The following is a 23,756-nucleotide window of genomic DNA, read 5'->3' as shown; positions in this document are numbered from 1 at the left end:
CGGTTTGCATGAGTATCACGGCAGATCGCTCATTCGATCTGCCAACGGGCGATCAAGGCTTCACGACGGCGGATCGACGCCACGGCGTCGCCGCCCATCTCGTGGGCCATGTGGGACAACAGCATTTCGATCACCACGAACAGGCTGCTCATGGGATTGAAGAAGAAAGGGCCTTCGGAAGACGCGAGCAGCGTCAGCTCGGTCATCGTGGCCAGCCGGGCGGAGCCGTGATTGGTCAGGGCGAGCAGTTGCGCCCCCTGTTCCAGCGCCTGCCGGCAGTAATCGACGCTGATCCGGGTCTCCGGCCGATAGCTGATGCCCACCACCAGATCGCCCTCCCCCAGCTCTCGTACCGCCTCGAGATTGAGGCCGCCTAGCGAGTCGATCAGGCGTACGTCACTGCGCAGGTAGCCCAGGTAATAAGAGAGATAATGCGCCCCCGCGAAGCAGGCGCGCTGACCGACCACATGCACGCGACGCGCATCGATCAGCGCCCGGGCGGCCTGCTCCAGCCTCGCCTCGTCGAGCCCTTCGGCCGTTCGCGAGAGGTTGCCCATCTCCTCCTGCCACAACGTCTGCCGCTGAACCGGGTGGTCACCCTCGCTCGGCACCTGACCGAGATCGAGCAAACGTTCGGCGCGGGTCGAATAGAACGCCCCGTTGGCGGCATCGGCGCGGAACAGCGCCTGGAAGGCCTTGAACCCGGTCAGCTCCAACGCGTGTGCCAGGCGAGTCAGACTGGAGGCATTGACGCCATGCTGCCGGGCCAGTTCCGAAATGCTCAGCGTCGCTGCCAGCTCCGGGGCTGCGAGCAATTGCTCCAGCAGCTTGAGGCCGCCCGGAGTCAATCTGGGCGCCCGGGATTCTCCTCGGCGCGCGGCGATCGAGAGCGCCTGCAGGGCAGCCATCGATGTCGGGGGCGTGTCGAAACCATCGTGATCGGCCATGACCAGTCCCTCTTTTCAGTTTTGTGAGGTTATACCTTCGCCCAGATCTCGGCAAATATATTTTTAAAACAGGAAATATATTTGCGAACCTGGATTACGATTCAACGCTATAACGATTCCGATGCAACGCGATGACTCAGCCCGCTGCCTTGAACCCCTCTGCCTTACACGGGTCACAGGTTATAGAGTACGCGTAAACGACACGCCTGGAGACGCTCATGAAACGATGGTTGATGGCCGGTGCGCTGATGGCAGGCGCCTTTCTTGCGACGAATGCCGTGTTCGCGGCGGACGACGCCGCCCGCCCGGACGGCGGAAAGAACCCAGCCAACCCGCTGATCACCGACAAATGGAACTTTCGACCGTTGGTCGTGGTGACACCGGACGCGGGGCAGCCGGCTTACCGCCACTTGCGGCAACAGCTCGAAGAGACACGGGAAGCGTTCGCCGACCGTGACATGCTGCTTTATACGGTCGAAGGAGACAGCGGCACGCGCCACGGTCAGCCGATGACGCCCTATGAAACCCGAGCGCTGCTGGAGGCACTGGGTGTCAGCCCCGATCAGGGCGTGACGACGATTCTGGTCGGCAAGGATGGCGGCAAGAAGGTCCAGCTTCGAGGCGACGTCGACCTGGAGGAGATCTACGCCACCATCGACCGGATGCCGATGCGCCAGGCCGCCGAAAAGTGATCGGCCACCCGGCGCATGGATGAGCGTTTGCCGCTAGCGCCAGAGCGCGAGTTGGCGCAGATAGCGCGTGCGCGCCTGATGCGGGGTGACCGGGGAAAGCCTGATCGTCGTGCCGGGGGCGCACTGCCCAAGCCGCGCGCAGGCGATGGGCGACAACGCACCGAGACGTGGGTAGCCGCCGATGGTCTGGCGATCGTTCAACAGAATGATCGGCTGCCCGTCCGGCGGAACCTGAACGGCGCCAAGCGGAATGCCCTCCGACACCATCCCGCCCGACTGGCAGCGCAGCACCGGGCCGGTCAGCCGCACGCCCATGCGGTCGGCGCGGCTATCCACCTGCCAAGGCCGATTGAAGGCGGCAAACAGGCTGGCGCCGTCGAAGTGGGCGATCTGCGCGCCGGTGACCAGCTCAAGCACGGTATCGTCCGCCGGCATGGGCGGTAGGGAGGACGGCAGCTCCCGCGCCTGCTCGTCTCCCTGCGGCGCCGGCGAAGCCGCCATTAGGCGGTCCCCCACCCGGAGCGCACCGCCCCGGCCGTCGAGACCGCCCAGCTGTTCCCGAGCGACCGTCGACAGACTGCCCATGAAGGGCGCCGCTTCGATCCCGCCAGGCAGTGCCAGATAGGCGCGTAGCCCGGCCCTCGGCTGATCGAACGCGAGAACCTGACCCCGCTCGAGCGTAAAGCTGCCGTTGGCCGCCAGCGGCTCGCCGTCCCGCGTCGCGCCGAGATCGGCACCGGCAATGGCCAGCCGCAGCGTTCGTTCCGCCTTGAGCACGAGACCACCGATGGCGATCTCGATACCGGCGGCGTCCGGCGCATTGCCCAGCAGCCAGTTGGCCCATCCCAGCGAAATCCAGTCCAGTGCGCCACCCTGGGTCACGCCAAGATGGCGACAACCGAAGCGTCCCGCATCCTGCACCAGGGCCAGCGGTCCCGTACGTTCGACGACGAGTGCCCCCGGCGTGGGGTGCGTCGGTTTTTGCGTCCCGCTTCGCGTAGCGGCTGTCGTAACGCTTTGCGTGGTCGTCTGCGTCGCCATCAGCGCTCCTCCAGCGGCGTGGTATCGCCGCCCTGTTCGATAAAGGCTTCGCGACTGATCGGCTCGAAGCGCACTCGATCGCCGGGCCGAAAGAGACTGATCTCGTCGCGATCGCGGTCGAACAGCTTGACGGCGGTACGGCCGAGAATGTTCCACCCGCCCGGCGAACGCATCGAGTAGATGGCAGTCTGGCGCTCGGCGATTCCCACGCTGCCTGCGGCCACTTTCTGGCGCGGCGTCTTCAACCGCGGCGTGGCCAGCGCTTCCTCGATCATGCCCATGAACGCATAGCCGGGAGAGAATCCCAGCGCGAAGGCGCAGTAGTCACGGCTGGTATGGCGTCGCACGATCTCGTCGCTATCGACACCAAGACGCTCGGCGATCCTGGCAAGCTCGGGACCGACGCTATCGTCGTACCATACCGGGATGCGGTGCTCGCGCCCGGCTGCGGTCGAGGCCGGCTTCAGGCCGTGCAGGGCCTGCTGGATCAGCCTTCTGGCCTCGAGCTGGGACAGCTGCTCGATGTCGTAATGAACCAGCAGCGTGGTGTAGGACGGCACCAGATCGATCAGCGCCTCGCCGAGACGTTCGCGCAAGGCATTGTCGGCGGCCAGGATCCACGGCATGTGCGCCTCGTCGATGGCATCGAACAGCCTGACGATCAGCGCATCCATGCCCACCGTTTCGAGCCGAGGGGAAAGCGACTGGCTCATGCATCTTCCAACTGCTGAAAGGCTTCGCGAATGGCCTTGACCGCCGCAACGGATTCGGCGTTGTCGCCATGAACGCAGAGCGTGTCCGCGGCCAGACGCAGCTCGCTGCCGTCGCTGGCGATCAATGGCTCTCCTTTGGCCAGGGCCACCGCCTGATCGACGATGGCGCCACGATCGTGATGCACGGCTCCCGGCAGGCGTCGCGATACCAGATGCCCGTTGGCGTCGTAGGCACGGTCAGCGAAAGTCTCGAACCACAGCGTCACGCCCATTTCCGCCGCGAGTGCGCGCACCGGCTCGGGATTGGCGGTCGACATCACCAGCAGCGGCAGCTCGCGGTCGTAACGGACGACGGCCTGCATCGCCGCACGCAGCAGATCCAGGTCCGCAGCCATGTCGTTGTAGAGCGCGCCGTGCGGCTTGACGTAACTGACCCGGGTGCCTTCGGCGCGACAGAAGGCTTCCAGCGCTCCGATCTGGTAGAGCATCAGGTTCTCGACTTCCTGCGCCGAGCAGGCCATCGAACGGCGGCCGAATCCCATCAGATCGGGATAGCCCGGATGCGCGCCGATCCTCACGTCATTGGCCACCGCCATCGCCACGGTCCTGCGCATCACATCGGGATCGGAGGCATGAAAACCGCAGGCGATATTGGCGCAGTCGACGAAGGGCATCGCCTGGTCGTCGAGACCCAGTGCCCAGTTGCCGAAACTTTCACCCATGTCGCAGTTGAGCAGGGGCACGCGCATCGCTTCACCTCGTGTCGTTGTTGTCAGAGCGTATCGTCGATTCAGAGCGTATCGTCGATATAGGCACGCTGCCGGCGGGCAGCCTCATCGCACTTTAAGAAACCGCTGGCGAAAGGGTCCAATCGTTTTTCGCGATGCGCAGTATCGGCGCAATCTTTCATTCCGCCCGTGTGGCGCGTGCCGGCGCCCCCCTGAAGAGTTGACGTCGACGCCGTCGCGCCGAAAAATCAGCCCTCCTCGAATGCACCGCACGGGAAGGCACAGGGCCCGAATCTACCGAGAGAATCTGCCATGTTCGATTTCAAGGAGCTCGAAGCCTTCGTCTGGGTCGTCAGGCTAGGCTCGTTTCGCAAGGTAGCAGCGCGCCTGCATCTGACCCAGCCTTCGATCTCCGATCGCATCACTCGTCTGGAAACCGCGGTCGGCGAGTCGTTGCTCGATCGCGGCGCGCGCCCGGTACAGCCGACACTGCGCGGCCGGGAGTTCTACGTCCACGCCGAACGCCTGCTGAACAGCCGCGAAGAGGCGCTGCAGCTGTTCCAGAATCAGGAGGATTTCTCCGGCACGCTGCGGCTAGGCGTGATCGAGACCATCGCCCACAGCTGGTTCAGCACGTTCCTGACCCAGCTGGCCGAGCGGCATCCACAGCTGACCATCGAGCTGACCGTCGATATTTCGCCGTTTCTGCACCAGCGCCTGGCGGACAACGACCTCGACATGATCTTCGCCATGGATGGCGTCTCGCCGGGGCTACCGGTGACGCAACTGCCGCTGACCACCTACGAAATGGGGCTGTTCGTGGCGCCGCAGCACGCCGAGCGCCTGCACCATGGCGGCACACGCGCCATGTCCCGCCTCCCGTTCGTCTCGTTCAGCAAGCTGGCCCGTCCTTACAGCGAGCTCGTGACCTACCTGGCCGAGCTGGGTATCGACAATCCGAAGATCCACTGCGCCTCGACGCTGATGACCATCGTCCGCATGAGCATCGATGGCGTCGGCATCGGCTCGCTGCCCGTCTCCACCGTGTCGGATGCCTGCCAGCGCGGCGAACTTTTGCGGTTGGAGCTACCCGTGCCGTTGCCCGCGATGGTCTACAACGCGATCTGGCGCACCAGCAGCTATCCGAGCTTCTGCCGTGGTGTCACCCAGCTCGCTCAGGACTGTGCCGCCCGCTACGCTCGCGACCATGCCGATGACGAGCCCCAGGGCAAAGTGAAAGTCTGGCCTGATAGTTAGAATAAGAATTAACGATTTGACGCCATCGCCGGCCAACTTGAAGAATGCAGATGTTCAATGTCTTGCACCTTTTGAATACCAACCTCTATCAATAACAACTCGAGGCCTGTCGATGCGCACACCCACTCTCTCTCTGTTGACGATTGCCATGGCCGGTTCACTGGCCACTGCGACGCCGGCTCTCGCCGCCCAGTGGAATCTCGCCTCTCCTTACGGAGACGCCAGCTTCCACACCCAGAACACCAAGCAGTTCGCCGAGGACGTCACCAAAGCGACCGACGGCGAGTTGACCATCACGGTCCATAGCGGCGGATCGCTGATCAGCCACGCCGAGATCAAGCCCTCCGTGCGCCGCGGCACCGTCCAGGCAGGCGAGATCTTCCTCTCCACGCTTTCCAACGAGTCGCCGATCTACGAAGTCGACACCCTTCCCGGCCTGGCCGGCAGCTACGCCGACGCCTACGACCTATGGCAGGCCTCCAAGCCGATCATCACCGAGCTCTTCGCCAAGGAAGGATTGATGCCGCTGTACGCCGTGCCGTGGCCGGCACAGGGTATCTATACCGACTTCGAGCTGACCGATGCCGCCCAGTTCGAGGGCCTGCGAGTTCGCGCGCCGAACATCAATACACAGCGTTTCGTCGAGAACCTGGGCGGCATCCCGACCCAGACCGAGGAAGCCGACATTCCCACCGCGTTCAGCACCGGCCGTGTCGATGCGATGATCACTTCCGTCTCGACCGGCAAATCGATGTCCGCGTGGGATTACGTGTCCCACTACAACGATGCCAATCTGTGGCTGCCGAAGAACATCATCTTCGTCAACAAGCGCGCGTTCGACCGCCTCGATGACGCCACGCAGAAGGCCGTTCTCGATGCCGCTGCCAAGGCAGAGCAGCGCGGCTGGCAGTTGAGCAAGGAAGACAGCGCGCAGAGCGCCGAGACGCTCGAGTCCCGCGGCGTTACCGTGAGTGAGCCCAATACCGAGCTCAAGCAGCAGTTGCAGGCTGCCGGCCAGCAGCTGTTCGAGGACTGGCAGTCGCGTGCCGGCGACCAGGCCAAGCAACTGGTCGAGCGCTATCGCGAGCGCCAGGCCCAGCAGGGCCAGTAACGCCGGCTCTTTGCGCCTTTTCAGGTTCATCAGGCCCATCGATGATGGGCCTTACTGACTACTCGCAACCCGTGAGCTTCCGTGATGACGTTCAAACTCGACCCGCTCTACCGGCTGGGCGCCTGGGGCGCTGCAGCGTGCATGCTGGCGATCTGCGGCATGGTCACGTTTCAGGTGCTGCTGCGCTGTCTCGACGCGTTCCTGGTACTGGTCGGCGCCAGCCGCCTCGGCTACGAGATCAGCGGTGTATCGGAAATCGCCTCCTATCTTCTGGTCGGCGCCACCTTCCTGAGTCTTGCCTACACCTTCACCCATTACGCCCACATTCGCGTCACGCTGGTCATCGACCGGCTGCCGGCGGCAGCCAGAGCCTGGTGCGAAGTGGCATGCCTGACGATCGCGCTGGCGCTCGGCGCGCTACTCGGTTGGGAGGTGATCGGCCTGGTTCAGGAGAGCCTCGATTACGGTGACGTCTCCTCAGGGCTGATGGCGATCCCGCTATGGATACCCCAGACCGTCCTGGTGATCGGCCTGGCCCTGCTCTGCCTGGCACTGCTGGAAGCCCTGCTGACCACACTTCGACAAGCGGTGACGGCGCCCTCGCGCTATGTGGCCCCCGGCGACAACGACGGCTTTGGCGACAGTGACAACTTCGGTGGTGAATGACCCCGCCGCTCGCTAACAACGTCTTTAACGAGACAACTTGAACCGAGGTACCGACTCGTGCTCACGCTCAGTCTTGCAACGCTTTTCACTCTGGCGATTCTGCTCGGCGGCGGCGTGTGGATCGCCTTCGCCCTGCTCGGCACCGGCTGGATCGCGCTGACCGGCTTCTCGAGCTTCGAGGTCGGCCCCATTCTCGCCTCCGACTTCTGGGGTGCCAGCTACGGCTGGGATCTGACCGCCCTGCCGATGTTCGTGTGGATGGGCGAGATCCTGTTCCGCTCCGGGCTTGCCGACAACATGTTCCGTGCCCTGTCTCCCTGGCTCAACCGCCTTCCCGGGCGGCTGTTGCACTCCAATATCATCGGCAGCGGCCTGTTCGCCGCCGTCTGCGGCTCCTCCGCGGCCACCTGCGCCACCGTCGGCAAGATGACGCTGCCGGAACTCGAACGCCGCGGCTACAGCGAGACGCAGGCGATCGGCACGCTGGCCAGTGCCTCCACGCTGGGTCTGTTGATCCCGCCCTCGATCATGATGATCGTCTACGGCGTGGTCACCGAGCAGTCGATTTCGCGCCTGTTCATGGCGGGTATCGGCCCCGGCCTCCTGCTGCTGGCGCTGTTCATGATCTATCTGGTGATCTGGTCGCTGACCGCCGGCAAGCATGGCGGCGCGGGTCATGCGGAAGCCCCGATGCCCTTTCTCGACAAGGTCAGAAACAGCTGGCGCCTGATCCCGCTGCTGGTGCTGATTGGCGGCATTCTCGGCAGTATCTATGGCGGCGTCGCCTCTCCCACCGAAGCCGCCGCCGTGGGCGTGGTGCTATCGATGCTGATCGCGCGCTGGAACGGCCATTTCGACAAGTCGATCTTTCTGGAGTCGATGTTCGCCGGGCTGCGGACGTCGTGCATGATCGCGTTCATCATCGCCGGCGCCTCGTTCCTGTCGTCGGCCATGAGCTTCACCCAACTGCCGACCCACCTTGCCAGCACCATTGCCGCGATGGGACTGTCGCCCAACGTGCTGCTGGTCATGTTGACTCTGTTCCTGCTGGTGCTGGGCTGCTTCCTCGACGGGATCTCGCTGATTCTGCTGGTGACCTCGATCATCATGCCGCTGGTCAGCGCCGCCGGCATCGATCCGATCTGGTTCGGCATCTACCTGGTGATCGTGGTCGAGATCTCCCAGATCACGCCACCGGTCGGCTTCAACCTGTTCGTGATCCAAGGGCTCACCGGCAAGAACATCTTCACCATCGCCAAGGCGACGCTGCCGTTCTTCCTGCTGATGCTGTTCGCCATCGTGCTGATGCGGGCATTCCCGGAGATCGTGTTGTACCTGCCGCAGGCAATGAATCGCTGACACCGCGAGCCGCGAGCCGCGAGCCGCGAGCCGCGAGCCGCGAGCCGCGAGCCGCGAGCCGCGAGCCGCGAGCCGCGAGCCGCGAGCCGCGAAAATCAGCATGTGCTTGTAGCGAAGAAAAATGCCAGCGACGTCAGCCGCTGGCATTTTTCGTAGCCCGTAGCTGCTTTCTACAGCGCCCCGAAACCGGCGCTCGCTCGAGGCTCTCCTCTACTCAACGAAATCCTCGACGGTGTGTCGATACCCCAGCATCAGCGCATCGGCGACGTGCCGGAACGGGCTGATATCGACGTCCGAGCGGCCCTCCGCAATCAGCGCGGCAAAGCGTTCATAGAGCCCGGCGTACTCCGCATCCGGGCCTTCTTCCAGCAGTTCTCCATCGATCAGCAATCGTCTGCCGCCCGCTTCCAGCGTCAATCGACCGGCGTCGGTATCGACGTGGATCTCCCAGGTCGGCGGGGTGCCCTGCTGGCGAAAATCGAACTCGGCGTGGATCGGCACGTTTTCGCCGTCGACGAAATCCAGCGAGGCGGCAATCGGCGTCTGGCAGTTGCCGGGCACCTGCAGCTGGGCGTCGACCAGGTGAAACGGGCGCGGCAGGATCGCGGTGGCGATCGACAGCGCGTTGATGCCAGGATCGAACACGCCCATGCCGCCTGGCTGCCAGATCCACGCCTGCCCCGGGTGCCAGACGCGCACGTCTTCCTTCCACTCGATATCGACACGGTGAATCCGACGCTCTGACAGCCAGCGCTTCGCTCCCGCCACGCCGTGGGCATGGCGGGAGTGCCAAGACGCGAACAGCGTCACGCCATGGCGCTCCGCGTCCTCGCGCAGTATCTCGATTTCAGCCAGCGTCGCGGCGGGCGGCTTCTCCAGCATCACATGCTTGCCGTGGGCCATCGCCAGGCGCGCCTGGGCGGTACGTACACCGGCAGGCGTGCAGAGCGAAACCGCGTCGATCTCCGGGCCCTGGTCGAGCAGCGCCTCGAGACTTTCGAAATTCGCCACGTCGGCAACGGAGGCGTTGCGGCTGGCAACAGCGGTCAACTGATAGCCGGCATCGTTATCGATGGCCGGATGATGCTGATCGCGGGCGATCTTGCCGTAGCCCACGATCGCGAGACGAAGAGTGTCCAGCATGACGAATCCTTGGAGTCAGAAGCTGCCTGGCAATGACAGACAGCCCTGAAGTGAAAAACAGCCTCAGCGGTGCTCGCTCAACGCAGCAGATAGACGATGACAGCGGTGAGCACCGAGACGATGGCGATGCCGATCATGACATCGCGGGGAACCCGCTCCAATCCCTCCTTGGCGATGACAGCGATCCGCGCATCCTTCTCGGCGGGACGATCATGGCGACCCAGACGCGTCATCCAGAACCAGGTGAACAGCGCCGTCGCCGCGAACAGGATACCGCCGATGATGGTGAAGTGGATCGGCAGCACGCCGGTTTCCACCAGCACGAACAGCACCGCGCTCAGCGCGTGCCCGCTGGCCAGACCGCGCAACGCCGCCGACGAGCCCAGCGGCTTGACCCACAGCCCCATCAGGAAGGTCGCCACCAGCGGCGAGGCGACGAAGGCGAACACCTGCTGCAGATAGGCCCAGAGACCGGAAAAGTACTGGATCATCGGCCCCCAGAGCGCGGCGACGGCGGCAAGGATGAAGGTGCAGACACGCCCCCACTTGGCCAGTTGGGCATCGGTCAGATTCGGCCTGGCCGGCTTGATGAAATCGAGCGTCAGCAACGTCGCCGAGGAGTTGAGCGTCGAGGAGAGCGTCGACATCAGCGCCGCGATCAGCCCCGCCAGGATCAGACCTGTCAGGCCGGTGGGAGTGAACTCCTGAACCATCTTCGGATAGACCTGATCGGGATGTTCCAGACCCGGCAGCAGCGGCACCACCATGGCGCCGGGAATGGTCATGATGAAGATCGGCAGCAGCTTCAAGGCCGCTGCGAACACCGAAGCGCGCCCTGCCGCCTGGATGTCCCGCGCGCCTAGCAGACGCTGAACGACGTACTGGTTCATGGACCAGTAGTAGAAGCCGACGATCGGCACCCCGGTGAGCAGCCCCAGCCACGGCACGCTGGGATCGTCAAGCGGGCGGATCAGCGACAGTTTCTCCGGGCTCACCGCCTCCTTGACGTTCGCCCAGCTGTAGTCGAAGTGGCCGAAGATTATCCAGGTCATCGCCGCCGAACCGCCGATCAGCACGCACGCCTGCATGACGTCGGTGTAGACCACGGCACGCAGCCCGCCGAAGGCCGTATAGATGCTGGTGAACAGCGCCAGCAGCGCACAGACTTCCCAGAGGTTGGTGCCGGGAATGAAGGTGGTGACGATCAACCCGCCAGCGTAGAGAGTCCCGGCGGTATCGAGGATGATCGACAAAAACAGCGTGATGACCGAAAGGTACTTGCGCAGCCGCGAGTCGAAGCGCCGCTCCATCAGCTCCGGCATGGTGGTGACTCTGGCCCGCATCAGCACCGGCAGCACGAAGATCGCCGTGAACATCAGCACCACGCCTGCCATCCATTCGTAGTTGGCCGCCGAGATGCCGTGCTGATAGGCCGCGCCGGGCAAGCCGATCAGCGTATCCGAGGAGATATTGGAGGCAAACAGTGAAAAGCCGATCGCCATCGGGCCCAGGGTCCGCCCGGCCAGGAACAGCTCTTCCGGGGTGGTCTTCCCTCGGGCGGTCTTGTAACCGATGAAGGTGACGATCAGAAAATAGGCCGCGATGACCGCAAAATCCCAGAATTGAAGATCTTCCATGAGCGCGTTCGCTTTTGATCTGTGGTTGTTTTGGCGAGCGATGGCGGCGCGATGGCACCAATGGCCATCCGTCGCGATGACGCCCGTTCAGGCGTTCACGATGTAAAGGTTAGTCAGCACACGGTCGAAATTCCATTTCCGGACAGCGGGTTGCATGACTCGAGAATGCAAAAGGCGCCCGCCGCATGGTCGACGAGCGCCTTGGCATAGCCAGATCACCGGGGATGACTTGCCCTGTAAGTCATACGAAAAACACGACCAATGTCTAATGCGGATTACTGGGTAAAGACGCCTCCAGCACTCTTGCCACGTGCAGCGCTTCTCGTCCGGCGCCATCGAGGATCTGGTGTCGGCAACTGGTGCCGTCGGCCACGATCCAGGCGTCCTCCCCGGCCTCGCGAACTGCCGGCAGTAACGAAAGCTCCGCCATCTGCCGCGAGGCTTCGATATGCTCCGCTTCGTAGCCGAAACTGCCCGCCATGCCGCAGCAGGAGGAAACGATCGCCTCCACCTCAAGCTCGGGAATCCAGTTCAGAACGGTCATCACCGGCGTGAAGGCATCGAAGGCTTTCTGATGGCAGTGACCGTGAACCTTGGCCCGCGACACGGCGAGCGGAGCCAGATCCAGCGCCAGCCGTCCGGCCAGCTTCTCTGTCACCAGGAACTCCTCGAACAGCATGGCGGCCTCCGCCAGCCGAGTGGCTTCCTCGCCAAAACCGTAATGAAGGAATTCGTCACGCAGCGTGAGCAGGCAAGAGGGCTCCAGCCCGACGATCTTCACGCCCCGTGCCACGAACGGCATCAGCGCATCCAGCGTGCGACGCGCTTCCTGCCGGGCGCGGTCGACACGCCCGGCGGCCAGGTAGGTCCTGCCGCAGCAGAGCGGCCGCTCCCCTTCGCGAACGTTGAAATGCACCCGATAGCCGGCGGCTTCCAGCACCCGCCGCGCCGCACTGGCGTTATCGGCCTCGAAATAGTTATTGAAGGTATCGACGAACAGCACCACCTCGCCGACGGGAGATTGGCCGGCACGAGACGAGTCCGTCATCACGCGTCGCGCTGATCGCAGGTAGTCCCCGCCGAAGACCGGTAACGAGCGCGCTTCGGCAAATCCCAACCAGCGCTTGGCGCGCCCGCCGAGCCATGTCACGCGCTCCAGCCGAGAGGCTACACCGCCGACATGACGCATCCAGGGTGCATAGCGCGGCAGCTCGGATACCAGCTTCTCGCGCCAGCCCAGTCCCCGCGCCTCGATCCGTGCGGCACGCGCCTCGATCTTGAACTTGGCCATGTCGACGCCGGTCGGGCAGTCGCGCTTGCAGCCCTTGCAGGAGACGCACAGGTCCAGCGTGTCGGCGACTTCGTCGCTGGCAAGGCCGCGATCGCCGATCTTTCCCGACAGCACCAGTCGCAGGGTATTGGCGCGGCCCCGTGTCAGGTGGCGCTCGTCGCGACTGATCCGATAGCTCGGGCACATGGTGCCGGCGTCGAACTTGCGGCAGTAGCCGTTGTTGTTGCACATCTCCACGGCCTTGGCGAGACCGTGCGCCGGATCGCCGCCACTGCCGGGTTCACCCAGCTCGCCACTCAGCGGGTCGCGGGTCACGTTCCAGGCCGACCAGTCCAGTTCGGTCGACACCGGAATGATCTGATGATCGGCGGGAAAGCGGAACAGCCGGGCATCGTCCATCTTCGGCGTATCGACGATCTTGTTGGGGTTGAAGCGATTGTTCGGATCGAACAGCCGCTTGATCTCGCCGAAGGCGGCGTTGAGCCCGGCACCGAACTGCCATGCCACCCACTCGCCGCGACAGATGCCGTCGCCGTGTTCTCCCGAGTAGGCCCCTTTGTAGCGGCGGACCAGTTCCGACGCTTCCTCGGCGATGGCGCGCATCTTGGCGGCCCCGCCGCGGCGCATGTCGAGAATCGGCCGCACGTGGAGCGTGCCGACGCTGGCATGCGCGTACCAGGTGCCCTCGGTGCCGTGGCGATGGAAGACGTCGGTCAGCTGCTCGGTATATTCCGCCAGATGCTCCAGCGGCACGGCGCAATCCTCGATGAACGACACCGGTTTGCCGTCGCCTTTCATGCTCATCATGATGTTGAGACCGGCCTTGCGCACGTTCCACAGTGCCGACTGTTCGGCGCCGGTTTCCAGCCCGACGACGCTGTCCGGCAGGCCCAGGTCGCCCATCAGGGTCTTGAGCGCTTCCAACTGGCGCAGTTGGGAGTCGCGATCCTCGCCGGCGAACTCCACCAGCAGCAGCGCATCCGGGCGTCCGATCAGCGACTTTTCCACCGTCGGTCGGAATGCCGGGTTCTCCAGCGCCAGTTCGATCATGGTACGGTCGACCAGCTCTACCGCGGCGGGTCCCAGCTCGACGATATGCTGGGTCATGTCCATCGCCTGGTAGAAGGTCGGGAAATTGACCACCCCGAGCATCTTGTGCACCGGCAACGGCGACAGTTTCAGCTTGAGTTTGCGGGTGAAGGCCAGCGTCCCTTCCGAGCCGATCAGCAGGTGGGCGAAGTTGGCCCGGCCCGCGGCATCGTAGGGAATCGGGTTGCGGCAGTCGAACAGATCCAGGTTGTAGCCGCCGACCCGGCGCAGCACCTGGGGATAGTGCTCACGGATCGCCGCAGCCTCGCGCTGGATAATGGCCGATACCGAACCGGCAAGCCCCGCCAGCGCCGAGCCGGGCGCGATCTCGTCGAAGCGGCCGAAAACCGCCTCGCGACCATCCGCCAGCGTCGCCTCGAGCCCCAGCACGTTGTGAACCATGTTGCCGTAGCGGATCGAGCGCGAGCCGCAGGAGTTATTGCCGGCCATGCCGCCGAGCGTGCACTGCGCCGAGGTGGAAACGTCCACCGGGAACCAGAGTCCATGGGGCTTGAGCCAGGCGTTGAGATGATCGAGCACCACGCCGGGCTCGACCGTGACGGTGCGCGCCTCGACGTCGAGTTCCTCGATGCCGATCAGCCAGCGGCTGGTGTCGACCACCAGTGCCTCGTTGACCGTCTGCCCGCACTGGCTGGTGCCGCCACCACGCGGCAGCACCGGGGCGCCGACATCCCGCGCGATATCCAGTGCCAGCGCCAGATCCTCCTGATCTTTCGGCACGACGACGCCCAGCGGCATGATCTGATAGATCGAAGCGTCGGTGGCATAGCGTCCTCTGGACCCGGCATCGAACGCCACTTCGCCTTTCAGTTCACGACGCAGCCGACTCTCGAATTCGCTCATGGCGGCGGCTCTGGGCTGTATCGTTTTCCGTTGCAGCGCCTCCTTTTGCCTTCCAACAGGGCTTTTCGGCATCACGCTCATGGCGATCTCCTCTCAGGCGCGAACGGCACCAGCCTGTGGCTGGGCCGTCGATTCACCAGTCGCCGGCTTGCGGGCCGCGGGCGTGCCGGGGGCCGGATTGTCGGCGAAGAAGTCCAGCGCGGCCTGTACGCCGCTGCCGAACAGTTCGACCTCGCAGAGCTTGAGCCCCGCTTCGCAACCGCCGAGGGTGGCGATCAGCGTCAGATCGTTGCAGTCGCCGAGATGACCGATCCGGAACATCCGCCCCTTGGCCTTGCCGAGCCCCGTTCCCAGCGACAGGTCGAAACGCTCGTAGATGGTGCGGCGCACCTCGTCGGCATCGATCCCTTCCGGCGTGACCACCCCCGTCAATACCGGCGAATAGAGCGCCGGCTCCTGGCACTGGATCTCCAGCCCCCAGGCGTTGACCGCGCGCCGGACGCCTTCGGCCCAGCGTTCGTGGCGGGCGAAAACCTGCTCCAGCCCCTCTTCCAGCAGCATGTCCAACGCTTCGTTGAGGCCGTAGAGCAGGTTGGTGTTGGGCGTGTAGGGCCAGTAACCGTTGGCGTTGCCGGTGAGAATCTCGTCCCAGGCCCAGAAGCTCTTGGGCATCGTCGAGCGCTGGCTCGCCTCGATCGCCTTGGGCGACAGCGCGTTGAAACTGATCCCGGGCGGCAGCATCAACCCTTTCTGCGAGCCGGAAACGGTGACGTCGACACCCCACTCGTCGTGGCGATAATCGGCACTGGCCAGCCCCGAAATGGTATCGACCACCAGTAGCGCCGGATGCCCGGCGGCATCGATGGCCCGGCGGACGGCGGTGATGTCGCTGGTGACGCCGGTGGATGTCTCGTTATGCACGACGCACACCGCCTTGATCCGATGCTCGCGATCCTCGCGCAATCGCTCCTCGATGAGCTGCGGCTGCACGCCGTATCGCCAGCTCTGCGATGCCGGTAGCGCGAGAAATTCCGGCTCGAGCCCGAGGCGCAGCGCCATCTGCTTCCACAGTGTGGCGAAGTGCCCGGTCTCGAACATCAATACCGAGTCGCCGGGACTCAAGGTATTGGAAAGCGCCGCCTCCCATGCGCCCGTCCCCGAGGCCGGGTAGATGATGACCGGATGTTCGGTCTTGAAGATCTTCTTGATCTTGCCCAGTACCTCAAGCCCCAACTCGCCGAATTCCGGGCCTCGGTGATCGATGGTGGGCAGACTCATCGCCCGCAGGATGCGATCCGGTACGGGGGAAGGCCCTGGGATCTGCAGAAAATGGCGGCCAGAAGGATGTTGATCGAGCTTGAGCATGGCGGCATCTCCAGGAGTGAAGCGGAAAGCCGCCCCACATGGTTTTTTGCATTCATTACGCAATATGCCGAATAATCGCTTGCCGACAAACCTCGACATAAGTCGCAAGCCGTCGCGACACGGTATTGCATCGCTCCCCACCGATGCGACGCAATGGAGCAGTAGCCAGCGCCGAACGCTTGCGATAGAAAGAAGGAAAGACCTAACTGGGTTCAATGCATGCAAACGACCGATGACACCATACTCGATACCACGGCACGGCCGCTGCGTATCCAGCGCGCCGCCCTGCACGACAAGATCGTGGAGCGTCTCCACGACCTGATTACCGAAGGTGGCCTCGAGCCCGGCGAGCGCATCAACGAACGTGAACTGGCGGATCGGCTGGCGGTCTCGCGCACGCCCTTGCGGGAGGCGCTGCGCGTGCTCGCCGCCGAAAAGCTAGTGACGATATCCCCTAACTACGGCACTTTCGTGACCCGCATGACGCGTCAGGAAATTCGCGACACCTTCGAGCTGATGAGCGCGCTGGAGCGCTTTTCCGGGGAACTGGCGTGTCTCCGTGTCACCGAGGAAGAGCTGGCCGAAATTCGGGCGGCCCACGAGGCGATGCTGGGCCACTGGCAGCGCCAGGACCTACCGGCTTACTACCACGCCAACCAGCGCATTCACGACCTGATCAATCGCGCGGCGCGCAACGATGCCCTGCGTCAGACCTATCTCTCGCTCAACCGCCGCCTGCATCCCCTGCGGCTCTCGTCCAACCGGACGGAAGCCAAGTGGCGCAAGGCGGTGGAGGAACATCGCGACATGTTGAGCGCGCTGGAGGCCCGCGACGGAGCGAGGCTGGGAGCGCTGATGGAGCGTCACCTGCTGGAAAAGCGAGACGCCGTGCTGGCGGACTGGAAAGACGCGGAATAGAACGACGGAATCACTCCAGCCGTCGTAGAAAGGCGGTACCGCCGAGGTTGCGCATCTGGCGCTGGATCCAGGCGGCACGCTGCTGAACGTAAGCGGAAGGCTGGGAAGCGCTCCAGCCGCGCGGGTTGGGCAGAATCGCGGCGAGGTGGCTGGCCTGGGAGACGCTGAGGTTGGCCGCGGAGGTGCCGAAATAGTGCTGCGCCGCTGCCTCCAGCCCGAACACGCCGGTATCCCATTCGGCGATGTTGAGATAGACCTCCAGAATGCGCTGCTTGGGCCACAGCGCTTCGAGCAGCAGCGTGAACCACGCCTCGAGCCCCTTGCGGATCCAGCTGCGACCCGTCCACAGGAAGAGATTGCGGGCGGTCTGCTGGGTCAGCGTGCTGGCGCCCCGCAGATCGCCGCCGTCCGACCATTGGGTGATCGAGCGCTTGATCTGCGCCATGTCGAAGCCCCAGTGGTCCGGGAAGCGCTGATCCTCCCCCGCCATCACCGCCACCTTGGCGTTGTCGGAAAGCCGGGACCACGGCTCCCACTGCTGTTCGATGGTCAGGTTCTCGCCCTGGAACCAGGAGCTTACCTTGCGCTCCGCCATCACCATGGAGCCGAACACCGGCACGAAGCGGAAAACCAGCACGAACAATACCGACAGCCCCACGAAAGCCGCGATGGCGATCAATGAATAGCGGAGGAACGTGCGCGGCCAACCTGAGGGCATGAGCGAGAGCTCTTGGTCGAAAGAGTAGGAGCCTAGTATAACAAGGGCTTGCCGGCATGGGTCCGGTAAGCACAAGACTACTAAGCGCAAGACTACGGTCATAGACAAACACGCTCGCACACCATAACGGAGGAAGCGACATGACCATCGAAGACTTCATCCGCGAGTTCACGCCTGCCGACGATGGCACCGGTTCGTCGCTGCCGGCGCAACGCCGGGCGTATGAGGCGCTGCATGCGCGGCGGCGCATGGCCGATCCGGCCGGCATGCAGGTCTTCGATGAATGCATGAGCGGGGTGGACGTGCGTCGCTTCCGCCCTGCCGGCTGCGCCGAAGGCAATGTCGTCTACCTGCACGGCGGCGGCTGGAGCCTGGGCTCGGTCGACAGCCATCACGGCATTACCGCGAACCTGGCCGAACGCCTGCGGCGGGAAGTGATCAGCGTCGACTATCGGCTACTGCCGGAAGCGAGCTATGCCGAAGCGCTGGCCGACTGTCGCGCGGTCGTCGAGGCCTTTGGCCCGGTGGCGGTGATCGGCGACAGCGCCGGCGGCAGGTTGGCGATCGATGTCGCCCACACCAGCGAATGGAAAGGGTTGCTCGGCTTGATCTACCCGGTCGTGGGAACGCCCACCGCCGAGACGCTGGGGGAAGACGGGCCGCTGCTGTCGCAAGCGGACATCCTGTCGCTATGGCAGATGGCGGCGCCTGCCGTGCCCGATATCGACGCCGCCGTACCTCCATCCGCAAGCATCGAGGCGCTGGCCGTGGAGCGCGACCCGCTGACGCGACCGCTGGAGCAGGCGATCGGGTCCTGGCGCCAGGCCGGCGCTTCGGTCGGCTATCGTTGCGCGCCCGGGATGGTGCATTCGGCACTGCATGGCCACGCGGAGCTGGCGGCCATGCAAACCGCCTGGCAGAACTTCTGCCAGGCGGTCGAACGGCGCCTCGACGGCGAATCGTAGAGAGAGCGCTGACGGCGGTCAGCTACCCAACTGCGCCTTGACGGCGTCGATCGCGGGGCTGCCATCCTTGGTAGTGACGCCATCCAGCCACTGGGCAACGGTATCGTAGTGATCGCGAATCCACTCGCTGGCCACGTCGTCGGCAGACCGCTCTTCGTAGCTGTACTCGTAGACCCAGTCGTTCTGGTCATCGATGTCGACCTGATACTGAGAAAGGAAGCGATAGAGGTTGGCATCTTCCGTTTCGAGGCTGGACGGCACCACGGTCCAGACCGTGCTCAAAATCTGGGCCACGCCGCTGTCATCGGAATCCTCGAGATAATAGAGATCGTAGCTGACGTTCATCCAGTGGGGTTCCCAGCCGACGAACGTGACCCACTGCTTGTCGCTGATCTTCTGATCGGCATAGGCCAGCATTGCCGAGGTCGAACTTTCCCGCAGTTGCCAGTCGCCCAGTCCGGCCGCGTCTTCATCGATCGCGGCCAGGATCGCATCGTTGATGCCGGTGCCCGCTTCGATCCCCTGAATCTCGCCGTTGAAGCGATCCTTATAGCGGTCGAGATCGGCGACGCTGTTCACACCCGCCTCGTGAACGTACTCCGGCACCACCAGCCCGGAATTGGCGTTGCTGATGTTCTTGGCTACCTTGTCGACCTTGTCGTCGGCCACCAGCGGCTCGATCATCTCCTCCTCGATCGGATACCAGCCGCCCAGGTAGACATCCAGGTCATCGTTGGCCAGACCGTTAAGAATGACGCCGACGGCCAGCTCGCTCTGCTGGGTCTGGTAACCCATCGCCTCGAGGATCTGCGAGGCGACTTCGGACTTCACCGTCACCCCCGGCCACGGCGGCACGCCAAAGCGTACGGTATCGAGATCGGCCTGCGCCGATCCGGCTGCCAGCAGCGTCAGCGGCAGTGCGGCAGCCACGACCCGGCGTTTCACGTTCGAATGACCCATGAAGCGTCTCCTTGAAGTTGTTATCGAATGGAACTCCTCTACTACTCTGCCGATTCAGGAGACAATGAATTGACCGGAAGCGACGCAAAATACGCACCAATCGTCATCGGTAGCCGGTAAGCGCTGTCATCGCATCCACCGCGCTCGAAGCGCAAAGAGAAAAAAGCCCGCCTGCGCATCGGCCAGGCGGGCCAGGGTTCGATCGATGTTGAGATTGACGCCCCGTCACCGCTTGGCGTAAAGCCGCTCGGCGTGATAACTCAGGTGGTCGTCGATGAAGCTGGCGATGAAGAAATAACTGTGGTCATAGCCGGGATGCCGGCGCAGCGTCAGCGGATGGTCATGCTCCTCGCAGACCGCCTCCAGCCGCTCGGGCTTGAGCTGCTCCGCGAGGAAGTTATCCGCCTCGCCCTGATCGATGAACAGCGGCTGACGCGACGACCCCTTGGCAACGAGCTCGCAGGTATCGTACTGCGTGCGCAGGCCGACATCGTCGCCCAGATAGTTCTCGAACGCCTTCTGGCCCCACGGCACCTGGCTCGGATTGACGATCGGCGCGAATGCCGAGACCGCGGCATAGCGCCCCGGCTGGCGCAGCGCCAGCACCAGCGCACCGTGTCCGCCCATCGAATGCCCGCTGATCGATTCGCGGCCATTGACCGGGAAGTGCAGCCGCACCACCGAGGGCAGCTCTTCGGTGACGTAATCGTACATCCGGTAGTGCTTCGACCACGGTTCCCGCTTCGCGTTGAGATAGAAGCCGGCGCCGGAGCCGAAATCGTAGCTGTCGTGCTCGCCGGGCAGGTCCAGGCCGCGCGGGCTGGTATCCGGACACACGATCGCGATACCGAGTTCGGCAGCCATCTTCTGCGCGCCCGCCTTCTGCATGAAGTTCTCGTCGTTGCAGGTGAGGCCCGACAGCCACCACATTAGCGGCACCCGGCCCTCTTCGGCCTGCGGCGGCAGATAGATTGCGAAAATCATGTCGCAATCCAGCGCCCGGGAGTAATGCTTGTAGCGCTTGACCCAGCCATCGAAGCTCTTGGTGGCCGAGACGAGCTCCAGCTGTTCGCTCATCGACATGATGCTCTCCTTTCGTGTACCCGCAGCCGGCGCCAGACACCCGACGGTGTCCGGAAACCGGCGCTTTGCGCTTTTGATTTTCGCTCGTGGCTCGTGGCTCGTGGCTCAAAAATGCAGAACGGTACGGATGCTCTTGCCCGCATGCAGCAGATCGAAGGCTTCGTTGATCTGATCGAACGGCATGTCGTGGGTCACGAACTCGTCGATCTTGATCTCGCCGTCCATGTAGCGCTGGACGTAACCCGGCAGCTCGGTACGGCCCTTGACGCCACCGAAGGCAGAGCCTTTCCAGACGCGGCCGGTCACCAGCTGGAACGGGCGCGTGGAGATTTCTTCACCGGCGCCGGCAACACCGATGATGATCGATTCGCCCCAGCCCTTGTGGCAGCACTCCAGTGCCGAACGCATCACGTTGACATTGCCGATGCACTCGAACGAATAGTCGACGCCACCGCCGGTGAGATCGACGATCACCTGCTGGATCGGATCGCTGTAATCCTTGGGATTGACGAATTCGGTCGCGCCGAACTGGCGCGCCAGCTCGAACTTGTCCGGGTTCACGTCGATCGCGATGATGCGCGAGGCCTTGGCCATCTGCGCGCCCTGGATCACCGCCAGGCCGATGGCGCCCAGCCCGAACACGGCGACGGTCGCGCCCGGCTCGACCTTGGCGGTGTTGAGAACGGCGCCGATACCGGTGGTGACACCGCAGCCCAGCAGACAGATCTTGTCCAGCGGGGCTTCCTTCGACACCTTGGCCAGCGAGACTTCCGGCAGCACGGTGTACTCGGAGAAGGTCGAGGTGCCCATGTAGTGGTGCAGCGAGGTGCCATCCTTGGAGAAGCGCGTGGTGCCATCCGGCATCAGGCCCTTGCCTTGGGTCGCGCGGACGGCACCGCACAGGTTGGTCTTGCCGGAGAGACAGAACTTGCACTTGCCGCACTCGGCGGTGTAGAGCGGGATGACATGGTCGCCGGGTTTCAAGCCGGTGACGCCCTCGCCCACCTCTTCGACGATACCGGCGCCTTCATGGCCCAGCACCGACGGAAACAGACCCTCGGGGTCCTTGCCGGAGAGCGTGTAGGCATCGGTATGACAGACGCTGGTGGCAACGATGCGCACCATGACTTCGCCCGCCTTGGGGCCCTGCACGTCTATCTCTTCCAGCGAGAGCGGCTTGCCTGCTTCCCAGGCGACTGCGGCACGCGATTTCATCGGGCTATCTCCCTTTGCGCTTGAATGCTTGGATTCGAGGGGTCGCATGTCGTTCGGCTGATGACATGGCGACGGGTTTTGAGTCAGTCTAGGCGTTCGCCGCCAGGCAATAAACCTGGCATTCGGCACATGATTATTGCCATGTGACAACAATCGGTCTCGTAACAGTCGGAAGGAGTCGCCATGTCGCGCTGGGAGGGTATCGAGGCTTTCGTCGCCGTGGTGCGTCTGGGTACGTTCTCTCGCGCCGCCCAGTCGCTGAAGGTTTCCAATTCCCACGTCAGTCGGCTGGTCAGTCAACTGGAGCAGTCGCTGGGAACGCCACTACTCTATCGGACGACCCGCCAGATTCGGCTGACCGATGGCGGTGCGATCTACTACGAGCACTGCCGGTCGCTGCTCGATGGCTTCGCCGAGGCCGAGGCCGCGCTCAACGAGCTGCAGTCCCAGCCCCAGGGAAGACTCGCCATCAGCTGTGCGACCACCTTCGGCGAGCGCTACATCGCGCCGCTGGTCAACGATTTCCACTGTCGCTATCCGCAACTCGATGTACGCCTGCACTTCACCAACCGTACCGTCGAGCTGATCGACGAAGGCTTCGATGTCGCCATCCGCATGGGCGTGCTCAAGGATTCGAGCCTGCTGGCCAGACGGCTCTGCCAGCGCCGCGAGTACGTCGTCGGCGCGCCCGACTACTTCCAGCGACGGCCGACACCGCACAGCCTTTCCGAGCTCGCCCACCACAACTGTCTGGTCGGATCGCGGGATAGCTGGCTGTTCCGGGTCGACGGCCAACGCCGCGAGATCCGAGTGTCGGGGAATTGGCGCGGCAATTCCGGGCCGGCGCTGCTGGATGCGGCCTGCAAGGGGGTCGGGCTGGCTCAGTTGCCGGATTACTACGTCGAGACGGCGATCAAGCAAGGCAGGCTGATGGCCGTGCTCGATCGCTACCAGTTTACCGATACCGCGGTCTGGGCGGTTTACCCACGCCACCGCCAGCTCTCTTCCAAGATTCGTTTGCTGGTCGATTTCCTGTCGGCGAGGCTGCCCGAGGCGATTGCCGCAGACGGCCGCGACTCGCCCGATACCGGACGTCACGGCCGCTGAGACGCCCTCATCAGTGACGCCAGTGACGCTAGTGACGCCATCGTCCAAGACGTCAGAGGCCCAGCGCTAGAGAATGAGATCAGGGGTAAAGCAGGTCGGTGGCAGGCAAGGTAAATCAATGGTTGAAGAAGTGATCGATGCCATCGTTGAGATAGGCGTCGCCGAATTCTGCCTCCCGCGCCAGCGCCTCGGGATCGGGCAGCTCGATACGCTGGCGCGAACGCAGCAACAGCCCTTCCTCGCGAAAGGCGGTCAGCGTCCGGCTCACGTGTACCGACGACAGCCCCAGCGCATCGCCGAGATGCTGTTGGGACAGCGGTAGACGAATGCTGTTGCCCTGGCGTGCCTTGGTGCGGTCCAGGCGCACGTACATTTCGTAGATCAGGTGTGCCAGACGCTGACGCGCGCTGCGTCGGGCGAGGTTGACGAGACGTTCGGTCAACAGAGCCTGCTGATGCGACGAGATGGCAAAGAAGATGGTCGAAAGCATCAGCGATTCGCGGAAGACGTTGATCAGACGTCGATGAGGAAAGTGACACACGACGCCATCCTCGAGCATGGCGACGCCGGTCAGGCGCTCCTTGAAGGCGAATTCCCGCAGTCCGATGATATCGCCGGGCAGATAGATCTCGAGAATCTGCCGAGAACCATCTTCCATGTGGCGAAAGGAGTAGGCCCATCCCTTGCTGAGCGTACAGAACTCGCGCGCCGGATCTCCCTCCTGCCACAGAATCTCGTCGGCCTTGACCTCGGTCGGGCTCTGCTCGAGCTCGACCAACAACGCTTCATCGTTTTTGGAAAGCTCACCGTAATGTCTGAAATGACGGACGATACAACTGTCTTGGCTCATTACCCTTGCCCTTGTTCATGCTTTTAGCGATCGCCAG

General features: G+C 63.7%; 21 protein-coding genes. 8 read left to right on the top strand and 13 right to left on the bottom strand.

Annotated elements, in window-relative coordinates; translation table 11 throughout:
• Positions 1–29 precede the first annotated feature (29 nt).
• Entirely contained in the window at positions 30–947 is a 918-nt protein-coding gene (locus ACWHY3_RS05150) for a MurR/RpiR family transcriptional regulator (protein ID WP_448127736.1), read from the bottom strand.
• A gap of 218 nt (positions 948–1,165) precedes the next feature.
• Between ACWHY3_RS05150 and ACWHY3_RS05145 the strand changes: the two genes are divergently transcribed.
• Positions 1,166–1,639, top strand: coding sequence for a DUF4174 domain-containing protein (locus tag ACWHY3_RS05145; protein WP_332778604.1), 474 nt, complete (start codon positions 1,166–1,168; stop codon positions 1,637–1,639).
• Between the two features lie 33 nt (positions 1,640–1,672).
• Here the strand turns inward: ACWHY3_RS05145 and ACWHY3_RS05140 are convergent, their stop codons facing one another.
• From ACWHY3_RS05140 to ACWHY3_RS05130, 3 genes are read right to left on the bottom strand one after another with little or no spacing between them, the layout of a single operon-like run.
• On the bottom strand, positions 1,673–2,680 hold the full coding sequence (locus ACWHY3_RS05140; RefSeq protein ID WP_448127735.1) for a 5-oxoprolinase subunit C family protein: 1,008 nt from the start codon (positions 2,678–2,680) through the stop codon (positions 1,673–1,675).
• The gene (gene pxpB / locus ACWHY3_RS05135) at positions 2,680–3,393 is read right to left on the bottom strand and encodes a 5-oxoprolinase subunit PxpB (RefSeq protein ID WP_332778606.1); all 714 of its coding nucleotides are present in this window, start codon (positions 3,391–3,393) and stop codon (positions 2,680–2,682) included. The genes ACWHY3_RS05140 and pxpB overlap by 1 nt, the downstream gene beginning before the upstream one ends.
• Positions 3,390–4,142, bottom strand: coding sequence for a 5-oxoprolinase subunit PxpA (locus ACWHY3_RS05130; RefSeq protein WP_303854837.1), 753 nt, complete (start codon positions 4,140–4,142; stop codon positions 3,390–3,392). Before ACWHY3_RS05130 ends, pxpB begins: the two co-directional genes overlap by 4 nt.
• A gap of 291 nt (positions 4,143–4,433) precedes the next feature.
• Here ACWHY3_RS05130 and ACWHY3_RS05125 point away from each other — a divergent pair, with 291 nt between their 5' ends.
• The 4 genes from ACWHY3_RS05125 (at position 4,434) to ACWHY3_RS05110 (ending at position 8,514) form a co-directional block, all read left to right on the top strand.
• Positions 4,434–5,378 carry a LysR family transcriptional regulator gene (locus ACWHY3_RS05125; protein ID WP_448127734.1) on the top strand — a complete coding sequence of 315 codons (945 nt, stop codon included), beginning with the start codon at positions 4,434–4,436 and terminating at the stop codon, positions 5,376–5,378.
• A gap of 112 nt (positions 5,379–5,490) precedes the next feature.
• A complete protein-coding gene (locus ACWHY3_RS05120) occupies positions 5,491–6,489 on the top strand; it encodes a TRAP transporter substrate-binding protein (RefSeq protein WP_448127733.1) in 999 nt (332 codons plus the stop codon).
• Positions 6,490–6,573: 84 nt separating this feature from the next.
• Positions 6,574–7,155, top strand: coding sequence for a TRAP transporter small permease (locus tag ACWHY3_RS05115; RefSeq protein ID WP_303854869.1), 582 nt, complete (start codon positions 6,574–6,576; stop codon positions 7,153–7,155).
• A gap of 57 nt (positions 7,156–7,212) precedes the next feature.
• On the top strand, positions 7,213–8,514 hold the full coding sequence (locus tag ACWHY3_RS05110; RefSeq protein ID WP_448127732.1) for a TRAP transporter large permease: 1,302 nt from the start codon (positions 7,213–7,215) through the stop codon (positions 8,512–8,514).
• Between the two features lie 210 nt (positions 8,515–8,724).
• Here the strand turns inward: ACWHY3_RS05110 and ACWHY3_RS05105 are convergent, their stop codons facing one another.
• From ACWHY3_RS05105 to ACWHY3_RS05090, 4 genes are all read right to left on the bottom strand, one after another.
• Positions 8,725–9,657, bottom strand: a complete 933-nt coding sequence (locus tag ACWHY3_RS05105) for a Gfo/Idh/MocA family protein (protein ID WP_332778610.1) — start codon at positions 9,655–9,657, stop codon at positions 8,725–8,727.
• A gap of 77 nt (positions 9,658–9,734) precedes the next feature.
• On the bottom strand, positions 9,735–11,294 hold the full coding sequence (locus ACWHY3_RS05100; RefSeq protein WP_448127731.1) for a sodium:solute symporter family transporter: 1,560 nt from the start codon (positions 11,292–11,294) through the stop codon (positions 9,735–9,737).
• 265 nt (positions 11,295–11,559) lie between these two features.
• Positions 11,560–14,538, bottom strand: a complete 2,979-nt coding sequence (locus tag ACWHY3_RS05095) for an FAD-binding and (Fe-S)-binding domain-containing protein (RefSeq protein ID WP_448127730.1) — start codon at positions 14,536–14,538, stop codon at positions 11,560–11,562.
• Between the two features lie 93 nt (positions 14,539–14,631).
• Positions 14,632–15,903, bottom strand: a complete 1,272-nt coding sequence (locus ACWHY3_RS05090; protein ID WP_303856472.1) for a pyridoxal-phosphate-dependent aminotransferase family protein — start codon at positions 15,901–15,903, stop codon at positions 14,632–14,634.
• A gap of 219 nt (positions 15,904–16,122) precedes the next feature.
• On the opposite strand from ACWHY3_RS05090, the gene ACWHY3_RS05085 reads away from it, so the two are divergent.
• On the top strand, positions 16,123–16,821 hold the full coding sequence (locus tag ACWHY3_RS05085; protein WP_303856264.1) for a GntR family transcriptional regulator: 699 nt from the start codon (positions 16,123–16,125) through the stop codon (positions 16,819–16,821).
• A 10-nt stretch (positions 16,822–16,831) separates the two neighbouring features.
• Here ACWHY3_RS05085 and mtgA read toward each other — a convergent pair whose 3' ends face one another.
• The gene (gene mtgA / locus ACWHY3_RS05080) at positions 16,832–17,539 is read right to left on the bottom strand and encodes a monofunctional biosynthetic peptidoglycan transglycosylase (protein WP_448127729.1); all 708 of its coding nucleotides are present in this window, start codon (positions 17,537–17,539) and stop codon (positions 16,832–16,834) included.
• 140 nt (positions 17,540–17,679) lie between these two features.
• On the opposite strand from mtgA, the gene ACWHY3_RS05075 reads away from it, so the two are divergent.
• Positions 17,680–18,504, top strand: coding sequence for an alpha/beta hydrolase fold domain-containing protein (locus tag ACWHY3_RS05075; protein ID WP_448127728.1), 825 nt, complete (start codon positions 17,680–17,682; stop codon positions 18,502–18,504).
• An 18-nt stretch (positions 18,505–18,522) separates the two neighbouring features.
• Here the strand turns inward: ACWHY3_RS05075 and ACWHY3_RS05070 are convergent, their stop codons facing one another.
• From ACWHY3_RS05070 to ACWHY3_RS05060, 3 genes are all read right to left on the bottom strand, one after another.
• The gene (locus ACWHY3_RS05070; RefSeq protein ID WP_448127727.1) at positions 18,523–19,464 is read right to left on the bottom strand and encodes an ABC transporter substrate-binding protein; all 942 of its coding nucleotides are present in this window, start codon (positions 19,462–19,464) and stop codon (positions 18,523–18,525) included.
• 225 nt (positions 19,465–19,689) lie between these two features.
• On the bottom strand, positions 19,690–20,547 hold the full coding sequence (gene fghA, locus ACWHY3_RS05065; protein WP_448127726.1) for an S-formylglutathione hydrolase: 858 nt from the start codon (positions 20,545–20,547) through the stop codon (positions 19,690–19,692).
• A gap of 105 nt (positions 20,548–20,652) precedes the next feature.
• Positions 20,653–21,762, bottom strand: a complete 1,110-nt coding sequence (locus ACWHY3_RS05060) for an S-(hydroxymethyl)glutathione dehydrogenase/class III alcohol dehydrogenase (RefSeq protein WP_448127725.1) — start codon at positions 21,760–21,762, stop codon at positions 20,653–20,655.
• Between the two features lie 183 nt (positions 21,763–21,945).
• Here ACWHY3_RS05060 and ACWHY3_RS05055 point away from each other — a divergent pair, with 183 nt between their 5' ends.
• Positions 21,946–22,869, top strand: a complete 924-nt coding sequence (locus tag ACWHY3_RS05055) for a LysR family transcriptional regulator (protein WP_448127724.1) — start codon at positions 21,946–21,948, stop codon at positions 22,867–22,869.
• A 115-nt stretch (positions 22,870–22,984) separates the two neighbouring features.
• Here the strand turns inward: ACWHY3_RS05055 and ACWHY3_RS05050 are convergent, their stop codons facing one another.
• Positions 22,985–23,719: a Crp/Fnr family transcriptional regulator gene (locus ACWHY3_RS05050; protein ID WP_087719244.1), complete on the bottom strand. Its 735-nt coding sequence runs from the start codon at positions 23,717–23,719 to the stop codon at positions 22,985–22,987.
• Positions 23,720–23,756: the final 37 nt, after the last annotated feature.

The organism is Salinicola sp. NYA28a (assembly GCF_976982775.1).
The sequence above is the reverse complement of the archived record's forward strand: the minus strand, read 5'-3'. Positions and strand labels throughout refer to the sequence as shown.